The sequence below is a fragment of the Neobacillus terrae genome (assembly GCF_011393025.1).
Lineage (GTDB): Bacteria > Bacillota > Bacilli > Bacillales > Cytobacillaceae > Neobacillus_A > Neobacillus_A terrae.
Window position 1 is genome coordinate 1 of the sequence record NZ_JAAOEO010000021.1, and the last position, 12340, is coordinate 12340.

Here is a 12340-nt window from a genome sequence, read left to right on the forward strand (position 1 = left end):
ATATAAATTCCGACTCATCATAATCCTCCGCTCATACTCATTGGACTCATTATAAACGGGATTTTTTCTGAGGAACACAAAAAACCCCGAATAAGGGGGCACTTTTTTAATCGTGTCCGTTATTCGGGGTATAAATCATTCCGGATCACCCTCTTTTTTTACACTGTTAGTAACTTTTCATATGCTTCCTGGAACTTTTGGATATCTCCCGCTCCCATGAAAAGGATGACACTTTTTTCATGCTGCTGGAGTATGGATGTATTTTCTTCGTTAAGAATTTCGGAATTGTTTACTTTATCCTGAAGATCTTTAATGGACAATTTACCATGATTTTCTCTGGCTGAGCCAAAAATTTCACATAAATATACCTTGTCGGCAATATTCAGACTGTCCGCAAAGTCCTGAAGAAAGGTTTGGGTCCTTGTAAATGTATGCGGCTGGAATACCGCAACAATCTCTCTATCAGGATATTTTTGTCTTGCTGAATCGAGTGTAGCCTTAATCTCAGTTGGGTGATGCGCATAGTCATCAATAAGAATTTGTGAGCCCATTGTTTTTTCGGAAAATCTTCTCTTTACACCCTGGAATGTTGTAAGGCGTTCTTTTACAATTTCAGTGTCCAATTCCTCGTAATGGCAAAGAGCTATAACTGCTAGTGAGTTTAAAACATTATGAGTTCCGAAAGTGGGAATAGAAAAAGTATCAAAAAACGTATTTCTGATAAAAACATCAAAAGTAGTACCTTCAGGTGTATTCACTACATTTTTCGCCTGGTAATCATTTTCTTCCCCAAGCCCATAAAATAATACCGGAACCTTCGCCTGGATTTTTTGAAGCTGTTCATCGTCCCCACAAGCAATGATGCCCTTCTTTACCTGAAGAGCCATTTCCTGAAACGCAGAGAACACATCTTCAATATTGGCAAAGTAATCAGGATGGTCAAAATCAATATTCGTCATGATCGTATAATCAGGAAAATAGGATAAGAAATGTCTTCTATATTCGCATGCTTCGAAAACAAAATATTCAGCACCATCCTCACCTTTTCCCGTTCCGTCTCCGATCAGGAATGAGGTAGGCTTAACCCCTTGCATAACATGCGCAAGTAACCCAGTTGTGGACGTTTTTCCGTGCGCTCCCGTCACTGCGATACTTGTAAAGTTTTGCATGAAGTCTCCCAAAAAGCGGTGATAGCGGACGACCGGAAGGCCAAGCTTCATCGCCTCCTGAATTTCCTCATGCGTATCAGGAAAAGCGTTGCCCGCAATAATGGTCAATCCCGGCTGTATATTTTCTTTTTGAAAGGGAAGGATCTTTATTCCTGATTGTTCAAGAGCCTGCTGAGTAAAAAATCGCTTTTCGACATCGGAGCCTTGCACATCGAACTTCATGTCGTGCAGAACTTGTGCCAGTGCACTCATTCCAGACCCCTTAATACCTACGAAATGGTGAGTAGTCATGTAAAAGAACCTCCAACCAACGTCTATCTGTAAAACAGTATATGACATCTATCTGTAATTGCTCATTGTACCAGAGTTATGTACTCGGCGTATGAGGTTTAACATATTAAAATATTATAGCATAACCTTTTAAATACGGGGAATTCTGCGCAAGCAATCATATTCCCCCTTTCGCGATTTCCTAAACCTATTGCTTGCCTGCTTTTATATGAAACACTTATACAGCAAGGTTTAGAACAGTTTTTTACTTCTTTTCGGCAAAATATTTTCTCTTATTATTTGTCTTTTTTGGAAAAAGATACCCTTTATTATATTAATACATCTACTAGAAGGCTCCTGCCTCCTGGATCGATTCCAAATCGGCCTCCGATATCAGGACCTCCCTTGGCTTGCTTCCTCTTGCTCCTGAAATGTACCCTTGCTTTTCCATCATATCTACTAGTCTGGCAGCCCGATTGTACCCAATCTTAAAGCGCCGCTGCAAGCTGGAAGTTGATGCACCGCCCTGGTCAATCACAAACTCGCAAGCTTCATAAAACAACTCATCTTCCTCTTCTGTTACCTGAGCTTTTTTCAGCAATTCCTCTTGTTCAAATAAATAATTCGGTGCCTGCTGCTCTCTTGCGTGGGCAACAACAAGATCAATTTCTTCATCTGACACAAAAGTCCCCTGCAGCCTGACAGGTTTAGAAGAACCATTTTCAAGAAAAAGCATGTCTCCACGGCCAAGAAGCTTCTCTGCGCCGCTAATATCTATAATCGTCCTTGAATCAATTTGAGATGAAACAGAAAATGCAATTCTTGTTGGTACATTCGCTTTAATTAATCCTGTAATAACGTCAACAGATGGCCTCTGGGTAGCAATAATCAGGTGAATACCGCATGCCCTTGCTTTTTGGGCGATTCGGCAAATGGCTTCCTCAACATCAGCCGGCGACATCATCATTAAATCTGCCAGCTCATCAATAACAATAACAATGAATGGAAGTTTTTCTGAATATCTCTTATGCTGTAAAGCTAATTCATTGAACCTGCCAATATCCCGCACTCCTGCATGGGCAAATAACTCGTAACGGCGTTCCATCTCCTCAACTGCCCATTTAAGTGCAGCAGTAGCTGCCTTAACATCGGTAATAACCGGGCTGACTAAATGAGGGATTTGGTTATAAGGAGCCAGTTCCACCATTTTGGGGTCAATCAGAAGCAATTTAAGATCTTCAGGACTTGCTTTATACAGCAAACTAATCAGAATGGTATTAATACAAACACTTTTTCCTGAGCCTGTAGCACCTGCAATCAGGCCATGCGGCATTTTTTTCAAATCAGTGATGATCGGCTTGCCTGAGATATCCAGCCCCAACACAGCGGTCAAAGGAGATGTGCTGTCCTTAAAGACATTAGTCTCTATAATTTCGCTGATTGGAACAGGCCTTGAAATTTGGTTAGGAACTTCAATGCCGATCGTATGCTTGCCTGGTATGGGCGCTTCGATCCTTATATCCTTCGCAGCCAGGCTAAGTTTTATATCATCTGAGAGATTTGTAATTTTATTAACTTTGACACCAGGCTCCGGCTGTACTTCAAAACGTGTGACTGACGGCCCTTGGGTTACGTTAACTACCTTGGCACCAACATTGAAATTGTGAAGAGTCTGATTTAAAAGTTCTTCCTGGCTTTTAAGCCACTCATTATCTATTACATTAGAGACAGGAGGATTTAACAAGCTCCGTTCCGGATAATGATATCGCATCAAGTCACTGTCATCTTCCAAATCATTATTTAATGGATTACTTGAAGCAGGCTTTTCAGTTTCCGTTTTCATTGGGACTGCTGGAGATTTATTATTTGAAATCTCCTTTGCCGGCTTAATGGTTTCTCTTCCTCCGAAACTTTTTTGTTCCCATTTGCGTTTATCCTGCTTTAACATCATAACGTTAAATGGCAAATGATTTCGTCGTGGCTGTTCACGTTCCTGAATGATCTCCTGTTTTGATTCCGTTTCTTCTAATGGAAAATCTTCATTAGCTTCATCACGAATAATAGTTTCAGCCTTTAGCTCTGCAGCAGCAGGAACAGTTTCACTCTTTATCTCTGCAGCAGCGGGAACAGTTTCAGCCTTTGCTTCCTGGGCTTCTTCAGGCAGCATTTCATGAATGAAATTCTCCTTCGTTTCCCCGCTGAATTCCCCCTCTTCTTCGAAGCTTAGTGAGTTGCTGATCGAAAGGTCGTTGTTTTCAATATTTCCAAGCTCTTGATCCTGTTTTGGTTCATTTGACTGCTCTTGTTCTAATAGCTGGTTTTCCGAATAATTATTTTCTTCAGTTGGAGTTGGGATGTCCTCAGAACTAGACCTAATAATGAGTGTTTCAATCACATGGCTGGAAACTTTACTATCATCATTTTTAGTTTCATCATCAGACAAGATGAGCGCGTCTTCCTCATTTGGAATAATCACTTTGCCTTGGATTGCTTCATCCTTAAATTCATCATCAGACAAGATAGGCGCTTCTTCCTCGCTTGGAAAAATCACTTTACCTTGAATTACTTCATCTTTAGGTTCATTATCAGACAAGATGGGCGCTTTTTCCTCACTTGGAATAATCACTTTGCCTTGGATTACTTCATCTTTAGGTTCATCATCAAACAAGACGGGCACTTCTTCCCCAGTTGGAATAATCACTTTGTCTTGGATTACTTCATCTTCATTAACGGAAACTTTGGTTTCCATTTCATTTTCCACATTGTCTTTATAAGTCTCCTTCTCGAAAACTATATTTTCTTGAGAAAGAACTTTTTCTTCAACTAATTCAATTACTTTTTCTTCAACTACATTGACTACAGGTATGTTATTTTGAAGCGGCTCTCCCATACTAAAATTGGTGAGCTCATGTTCCACAACCTCAATGGGCTTTGGCTTAGCAAATCCAAAAACAGGAGAAGGAATTTCCGTTGGTCTAAATGGATGTCCATTCTTTGGTGGAGTCACCTGTTTTTTAACAGCGGGAGGAGGCGAGCTTGGCTTTTTCACTTTTTGAATTTTAGTATTTTCTTCTTTTATTGTTTCTTTTACAGGCTCGCGATTTCTTCTATCGCTTACTATTTTTGATTTCCCATCAGGAATAAGCGGAAAACGGAAGTTTCCTTTTGGATACTGATAAACAACTCTTGCTTCCACTTCCTTCCCAGTTTGTCTTCTTTTCAATGGGACCTGGTTCTCGACAGGCTCGATGGCTGTTTGGCTTTGTATGTCATCTTCCAAATCTTCATGTCCTTTAAACATTTGGAGAATATTATGAATCCAACTCAACATTATCACTCTTTCTTCTTTCCTCTATATCATTCTATTTTAGCAGTATTTCGAAAAAATTCGACACAAAACTGCAGAATAGGCCTAAATACTTGCAATCTGTAATTTTTGTTATATAAGAAATGAAAAAAGACCACTTATTAAGTGATCAACTTTCATTAAAGTTTTCGATTTTTCCCCAAAATAAAGATGGGTTCAAGACTTCCATTTTCATATAGGAAGGACAGAGCGGTCACAGGCACAGGACCATTTGCAAAAAACCCCATTGTCATTTGAGCCAAAATGTCATAACCGGTATCATTTTGAATATCAGCAATTATAAGGACATCCTGATGGGGAACAGCTAAAGCCATCGTTCCGGTTATCTTTTTTTGCATTTCATTTATAAACACTTTGTTCAATATGCGGCTTGCATCATACCCATCCTTGGAGTTCAGGAAATAAAATACATTTCCGGCAACCTGATCCTCTTTTAATGGTGTAGGAAGAGAGCGGACATTAAACATGGCTATTTCCCTGATTCTCGCTTCGTCCCAGCCTTCTTTTTGAATTATCCTTGAATCAATCAGGCGATAAGTGGTTCCCATGTCATACGCATAATAAATTCTTGTTTCGGCTGTGTGTTCATCGAATAAAAAAGGAACCCCTTCTTCTGCTTCAGAAGCAAATGAGGCAGAACGGATAACAGGAAAAATCTTTTTTTCATGCTCAGTTAGCTGGATTTGGCCTTCCATTGCAGAAAGCCCTTCACTAATATAGTAAACCACTTCATCAATGGCTTTTTCTTTCTGAGTGTGCCATTTGGCAATAATCCCGCCAAGTGATACAGTAATCCCTTTGCCCGTTACTCTGCTTTCAATCCTTAGCTGGTCCTTCTCCCTGTCATAGGAGATCTTTCTATCTTCCTGCTTAAGGCGCTCTTCCAGCAGTTTTTTCATTTTAATACTGTCCATCTTCATTGCTATCCCTCGATTCTCTTAACTAATTCTACAATAAAAAACCTCCACCTCAAAATGAGATGGAGAGGGATGCTTCGGTTTATTGCAAGCCAGTTAAAAAGCCTGTAATTTCTTCAGGAGTTTTTCTGTCCTTACTTACGAAACGGCCAAGCTCTTTTCCGTTTTCAAAGCCGATAAAACTCGGAATTCCGTAAACATCAAGTTCCTGGCAAATCTCGATAAACTTGTCACGATCAATATGAATGAACGTGAATTCTTCAAATTGTTTTTCAATATCAGGTAAAACAGGTTCGATAACCCTGCAGTCAGGGCACCAATCTGCAGAAAATACAAATAAATACTTGCCTTCGTTTTTCATTTGCTCATATTGTTCCATTGATTCTAATTCTTTCATCCCAATTCCTCCTGTTCGCTCGTTTTTATCATCATAACAGTCTATTTGGCATCGGGTCTAATATTTGAACCGGATTTTGCACCCACTTTTATCTTTCCCCCAAAGGGCTCCAATAAAAACAAAATTCTTTGGCCTTACTTAGTACGGTATTGATATTGTCCTAAAAGTAGTTTCATGATATGAGTAAACATTTCAGCTCTATCAATAAACCCATTCGTAAAGATACCTATGGCTCCTTCTTTTTTTCGTACATTCTGTATTCTTGCATAATCATCCATTACAGGCCCTAGTTCTTCTCCGTCCCTTAATCTAACAGCGATTTCTTCCGGCAGCAATATTCTTGCGCCTCCTGCAATAATAGGAGGAATATCTTTTGCCGCAAGTGCTCCCCAATTTGATAAAAACAGGCCATGGCTTGTCTCCTGAACCCCTCCCTCAAGGCCAATACCAAAATCGCCATTGGCGTGTTCCAAAGATGCCAATGCACGATTAACAGCACCTTTTATTGTTTCCTCATCAGAAAAAGGCATGGCATTAACACCAGAAGAAACATCCAATGAGATAAACTCTGCCTTTTGATGTAAAAAAGCATTTTTAACTGCCTCATTTTTTGCAGGATTTTTTGAGCCTATGACTACTCTCATTCTGATCTCTCCTTAAAAACAATAACTTCGTTTTCGACAAATGCACTAACTCACTCATATTCCAACAAAAGAGGGCATGGTAAATGCCCTCTTCCGCTTCTATATATTTCTTAACTGTTAGATTTGATTGTATCCACCGTAGTTTTATCGCAGGCTTTAACAAGCTTTACCAATAATTCCTTTGCAGCAGCATAGTCATCCACATGAACAATAGAGCCGCTGGTATGGATATAGCGGGAGCAAATACCGATAACAGCACTTGGCACTCCCTCATTGGAGGTGTGGACCCTTCCTGCGTCGGTTCCACCCTGGGAAACAAAATATTGATATGGGATATTATTGGATTCTGCTGTATCAAGAACAAATTCACGCATTCCCCGGTGTGTTACCATGGATCTATCGAGAATTCTCAGCAGCGTGCCTTTTCCCAACTGGCCAAATTCATTTTTACTTCCCGACATATCATTAGCCGGGCTGGCATCCAATGCAAAAAAGATATCTGGATTAATCATATTTGAAGCTGTCTGTGCTCCTCTTAAACCAACTTCTTCCTGTACAGTGGCACCAGAATAGAGAAGGTTTGGCAATTGAATGTCCTTCAGTTCCTGCAGAAGTTCAATAGCCAGTCCACAGCCATAACGGTTATCCCAGGCTTTGGCAAGAATTTTTTTCTCATTTGCCATTGGAGTGAATGGGCAAATCGGTACGATTGACTGTCCCGGACGAATTCCAATTCTTTCAGCATCTGCGCGGTCATCTGCACCAATATCAATTAGCATATTTTTGATTTCCATTGGCTTGTTTCGTTTAGCTTCATCGAGAAGGTGTGGAGGGATAGAACCTATAACCCCAGTAACAGGACCATTTTTTGTTAAAATTTGTACTCTTTGTGCCAGAAGAACCTGGCTCCACCAGCCGCCCAAGGGCTGAAAACGGAGCATTCCATTATCAGTGATAGCAGTAACCATGAAGCCTACTTCATCCATATGGCCTGCAACCATAACAACAGGACCACTTTCAGAGCCTTTCTTTACCCCAAAGATGCTTCCAAGATTATCCTGGATGATTTCATCAGCATAAGGCTCAAGCTGCTCTCTCATAAATTTCCTGACTAAATGTTCATCTCCCGATACTCCCGGAAGCTCTGTAAGTGTTTGGAAAAGCTTTAATGTTTTCTCGTTCATGTCCAGGCTCCTTTTCATTTAAGCTTATATGTATACGTTTATTTTACAGAAACATCTGAACTCTTTCCACCCTATTGATTAAGAACTCAGGTAATTCTATTATCTTCTTTATCACCTGTACGTTATACTGTTGGTATATATAACTATGTCAATTGAAATACTAATTTATTGAGTTTTGGAGGTGCTGTGATGAATTGGAATTGGAAATCATTTTTTATCGGGACAGCGATTGGTATAGCAGGCGGATATGCAATAAAAGAGACCGTATCCCAAAAGACAAATGTTTCATCTGAAAAGGTCCTTAACTATGTAAAAAAACAATTTAAAGTAAGCGGGCCCGTCACCGGATCTTGGATTCATATGGAAGCGGAGCCTTATGTAAAAAACCAGCTTACATATAAGGTCTACAAAGGCGGAATTACCCAGGGCAGCCAGGAACAGTATGAGTTTATTGCAGATGCAACTACCGGAACAATTCTTGAAGTTAATCAACTGACATGAATATACCGGCTTAGGGACATTTTACGTACAATCAGGCTGGGTTTTGTCCTTGAGAGACCCATTCAATGAGCTTTCTCATGGAATCCCGTCTAGTTTTTGCCTTAACAGACCGACTAAGGGACAAATCTCATAGAATCCCGCCTAGTTTTATCCTTGACAGACCGGCTCAGGGACAAATCTCATAGAATCCCGCCTAGTTTTGGCCTTGAGAGGTCGGCTATCATATCCCAGCTCAGTTTTTGCCTTTATAAATTTGGTAAGGTATCTCCTTTACAATCCCCCAAAAAAAAGACGAGTATAGTTTGTCTGTCTATACATCTTTTGGAATTCTCCATATTCTATAGCAAGTATTATGGAAAGGAGAATTCCGATGTCTTTAAATTATGAAAAAGCACGTCGTTTAGAGGGTCAAATGGTAAAGTTTAAAAATGCTCAAGGAGAATGGGCAATCGGAAAGGTCGTAAAGGTTCGAAAAGACGGTCTGGAAATCGAAGAATTTGGTGGATCCGATGGCCAGGAGGGCTATGGTTATGGCTTTAGGCGCCCAGGACCATTTTGGGGACCTAGAGCTTTCATCCCATTTGCAGCAGGATTCGTTCTTCCATTTTTCTTTTGGTAAGAAAATAGCTCAGGCGTCCGATTAGCGAAGCTGCTATCCTGTAATTAGTCGCTAAGTGCACGATAAAAAGTAAAGCAAGTACGAATTCGTACTTGCTTAATTTTTGTCCCTATCTTTCTCTCTTCACACTCTCGCTTATTTTCCAATCCTCGTCCCACTTTACCGCCCGATAATAGGCATCATGATAGAAGGTAAACCAGGCATTTTTCTTTTTGCCGTATTCCAGCCATTTTTGTTTTCCCGAAATTGAGTCCATTGGATAATCATCATATGCAAGCACCCAGAGAACATTTTGATGGGCGTGAGTTGGCATAATATCGGCCATATGAACAACAGTCTCTCCATCTGATTCAATCACAATGATAGCATGTCCATCGCTATGGCCGCCTGTGTGAACCATTTTGACTGGACCAAAGCTCCACTCTTCTTCAAAGGTTTCTACCTGTTCCTGTATGGCTTCCCAATTTTCCTCCCAGTATGTATTTCTCGAACGAATATTAGGCGTTCTCATTTCATCCCATTCGATCTGTGACACAATTATTTTTGCATTTGGAAAAACAGAAGTATAACCTTCCTCTTCCTTTTTTGTTAAACCGCATGCATGGTCAAAATGAAGATGGGTCATTAAAATATAATCGATGTCAAAAGTTGAGAGTCCAAGCTTTGATAATGCTTCCTCTACCTCTGACTCTTCAGAAGCCCCATAATTTCTTAACTGCTTTTCGGTTAATTTTCCTTTTCCTATGCCGGTTTCGATTAAAAAGTTTTTTCCTTCGGCCTGAAGAAGAATTGGATCAGTCCGAAGCTCAATCTGGTTCTTTTCATTACAAGGATACTTTTTCTCCCATAATGGTTTGGGTACTACTCCAAACATTGCCCCACCATCAAGATTTGTTACACCGCCAGGCAGCCATGTAAGCGCCGCCTTACCAAATTTTAAAGTTTCCATTTCTACCCTCAACCCCTTTTCTCCCCATTTTAGCATCCATGTAAGTAATTTAAAAATAATAAGAAAGGCGCAAGCGTCCGTTCAGCGAAGCAACTGCCTGAGTAAACTTCCTGTTATTTCTCCTCTGATTTGACAACATGCAGCTTTGCGACGAGCTGAACATTAGCTTCCTTGAATACTCTATGGCGCAGGAGCACTTTAAAATTTCGATGTTGACTTATCGTAGGGAGAAGCGGGATGGACACTAGCTGCACCAAGTATCACCTAACGGTCATGCTTGATGCAAGATAATCCGGGAAGCTAATCAAGGATGAAAAGTCGCTAGGCGCTGGAGCTAGACAATTAAAAAGGTAAAACTTTATGCCTTCTTATTAATTAAGAAAAGGCCTGGTCGAATGACCTGGCCAAATTATTATCTGTATTTAACTTCACATCTGTATATTCTGTTTCCTTTATTGGAAAACTTCTCTTCGTATTCCGTCATTATATTTCCTTCATAATTACTCTGATGGAGATCTAAGCTCAGAAATTTTAATAACAATCCATATTCCGAAAAGCTCATTAATGAATATTCAAATAGTCCTAGATTATCTGTTTTAAAATGAATTTCTCCTCCATCCACAAGAATATCCTCGTAAAGTTTCAGGAAATCTTTATAGGTAAGACGCCTTTTTTCATGGCGAACCTTTGGCCAGGGATCGGAAAAATTCAGGTATACCCGGTCAACATCACTTTTTTCAAAAAAGTTTTTTAAGTCAGTGGCATTGACGTTCAAAAGCTTTAGATTGGGAAGATCTGCTTCGATTAAACGGTCAAGTGCCGCTACAATGACACTTTCATAAATCTCAATCCCAATATAGTTAATATCAGGGTGCGCCTTGGCCATTTCTGTGATAAACCGTCCTTTACCGGTTCCTATTTCAATATGAAGAGGCTGTTTTTCAGCAAAAGCTTCGTGCCATTGACCTTTAAGGTTTTCAGGTGAGGGCACAATATATTGTGGATGTTGCTCTATTTTTTCCCTTGCCCAGGGTTTATTTCTTAGCCGCATAACTACAACTCCCAAAAAATAATATCGTTCAAAACATACCAAACAAAGACTATCCTTGCAAGCCTCTTTTAAATTTGGAATTTTTTATCCGTGAATAAATGACAAAAGGAATCCACAACCTATCTGTGGATTCCTTTTAATCACCTTATTAACCGAAAGGAAGTGCGTGTATGCCTTTAAGTCATCATGACCAGGTTACCTTGTTAAAAGATATATTAAACAACCATCAAACTGATTGCTGTGGTTCTGTCGCCGAATGCGAACAACTGGAGCGTTTGGTCAAATCTCTTATGGTCAATACTCAGATAAACCAAAATGTAAAAACAATTCTTGAGGAGATCTATGAATACGGACAGCATGGCGCCCAGTCAGCCGACTTGGACCAGCATATTACATCCAACCAAGATCGCCTTTCTGATTGGGTCAGCAATATCGATCAATTTTCATGATTGGTAATCACTGCTAAAAATTCGATAAGCCGTTCCATTTCTTGAAGACGGCCTTTATTTTTATTCCATTGGATAGATGAAAGGGATTGAAGAGTCACATACCATTTCATTCTAAGCTTTAGATGGCTGGTTATCTTTTTCCCATACATGGCCATCCAGCTATCCCAATCTGACTCCGGAACATACCAGTAAAGCATTTGCCCTAAATCGATGGCCGGATCAGCGACCATGGCACCATCCCAATCAATTAGGTACAACTGGTTGTTTTCTGCAAGCAGCCAGTTGTTATGGTTCAAATCTCCATGACAAACCACCTGCTCATCACTTTGAACACTGCCTGCCTCTTCCCTTACAAAGTCCAACGCCTTTTGTACCTCTGGAAGAGCGATAATTTCTGCATCTAGATCAGACTGTGCCATCTCCAGCAAATTCTCTGGCTTAAGCGGTACTTTTCCTAGTCTCCTAAGCATACCAAGCATTGGTTTGGAGCGGTGTATTTTCCTGAGAAGCTTGGCAACGCGATCCTGGTTCATCTCGGGTGCTTTAAGCTCTCTTCCTTCTAGCCACTGCTGTGCGGAGATTACATCCCCGTTTTCCAGTCTCTTCGTCCAAACAAGCTTTGGGACGATTCCTTCTGCCGACAGAACAGCAAGAAAAGGAGAAGAATTCCGTTTTAAGAACAGTTCCTGATCTTCACATCTAGCAAAGAAAGCCTCTCCAGTAGCGCCGCCAGCAGGGACAATTTCCCACTCTTGTCCTAATAAATCTTCCAAAATTGGTCACCTACATTTATCCTGCTTCAAACGCCAGCTTTCCTTGTTAT

General features: G+C 40.4%; 12 protein-coding genes. 3 read left to right on the plus strand and 9 right to left on the minus strand.

What is annotated here, in order from left to right; all coding sequences use genetic code 11:
• Positions 1 to 158: 158 nt before the first annotated feature.
• From murC to G8761_RS21255, 6 genes are all read right to left on the minus strand, one after another.
• Positions 159 to 1460 (minus strand): UDP-N-acetylmuramate--L-alanine ligase, encoded by a 1302-nt coding sequence (gene murC, locus G8761_RS21230; RefSeq protein ID WP_166029976.1) that lies wholly within the window; start codon positions 1458 to 1460, stop codon positions 159 to 161.
• Positions 1461 to 1785: 325 nt separating this feature from the next.
• Entirely contained in the window at positions 1786 to 4770 is a 2985-nt protein-coding gene (locus G8761_RS21235; RefSeq protein ID WP_338001012.1) for a DNA translocase FtsK, read from the minus strand.
• 155 nt (positions 4771 to 4925) lie between these two features.
• A complete protein-coding gene (locus G8761_RS21240) occupies positions 4926 to 5726 on the minus strand; it encodes a DUF1444 domain-containing protein (protein ID WP_243450111.1) in 801 nt (266 codons plus the stop codon).
• A 79-nt stretch (positions 5727 to 5805) separates the two neighbouring features.
• The gene (locus G8761_RS21245; protein WP_166029977.1) at positions 5806 to 6120 is read right to left on the minus strand and encodes a thioredoxin family protein; all 315 of its coding nucleotides are present in this window, start codon (positions 6118 to 6120) and stop codon (positions 5806 to 5808) included.
• A gap of 134 nt (positions 6121 to 6254) precedes the next feature.
• On the minus strand, positions 6255 to 6764 hold the full coding sequence (locus G8761_RS21250; protein WP_166029978.1) for a DUF84 family protein: 510 nt from the start codon (positions 6762 to 6764) through the stop codon (positions 6255 to 6257).
• 110 nt (positions 6765 to 6874) lie between these two features.
• Positions 6875 to 7948, minus strand: a complete 1074-nt coding sequence (locus tag G8761_RS21255) for a M42 family metallopeptidase (protein ID WP_166029979.1) — start codon at positions 7946 to 7948, stop codon at positions 6875 to 6877.
• 189 nt (positions 7949 to 8137) lie between these two features.
• Between G8761_RS21255 and G8761_RS21260 the strand changes: the two genes are divergently transcribed.
• Positions 8138 to 8449, plus strand: coding sequence for a PepSY domain-containing protein (locus G8761_RS21260; protein ID WP_166029980.1), 312 nt, complete (start codon positions 8138 to 8140; stop codon positions 8447 to 8449).
• Positions 8450 to 8819: 370 nt separating this feature from the next.
• Positions 8820 to 9068, plus strand: coding sequence for a hypothetical protein (locus G8761_RS21265; RefSeq protein ID WP_166029981.1), 249 nt, complete (start codon positions 8820 to 8822; stop codon positions 9066 to 9068).
• Between the two features lie 109 nt (positions 9069 to 9177).
• On the opposite strand, the gene G8761_RS21270 is transcribed toward G8761_RS21265, so the two are convergent.
• Positions 9178 to 10017, minus strand: a complete 840-nt coding sequence (locus G8761_RS21270) for a YtnP family quorum-quenching lactonase (protein WP_166029982.1) — start codon at positions 10015 to 10017, stop codon at positions 9178 to 9180.
• Between the two features lie 412 nt (positions 10018 to 10429).
• On the minus strand, positions 10430 to 11068 hold the full coding sequence (gene trmB / locus G8761_RS21275) for a tRNA (guanosine(46)-N7)-methyltransferase TrmB (RefSeq protein ID WP_166029983.1): 639 nt from the start codon (positions 11066 to 11068) through the stop codon (positions 10430 to 10432).
• 170 nt (positions 11069 to 11238) lie between these two features.
• Here trmB and G8761_RS21280 point away from each other — a divergent pair, with 170 nt between their 5' ends.
• On the plus strand, positions 11239 to 11517 hold the full coding sequence (locus tag G8761_RS21280) for a YtzH-like family protein (protein ID WP_166029984.1): 279 nt from the start codon (positions 11239 to 11241) through the stop codon (positions 11515 to 11517).
• On the opposite strand, the gene G8761_RS21285 is transcribed toward G8761_RS21280, so the two are convergent.
• Complete coding sequence (locus tag G8761_RS21285; protein WP_166029985.1) at positions 11505 to 12290, minus strand: phosphotransferase family protein; 786 nt, start codon at positions 12288 to 12290, stop codon at positions 11505 to 11507. The two genes, G8761_RS21280 and G8761_RS21285, sit on opposite strands and share 13 nt — an antisense overlap.
• Positions 12291 to 12340 lie beyond the last annotated feature (50 nt).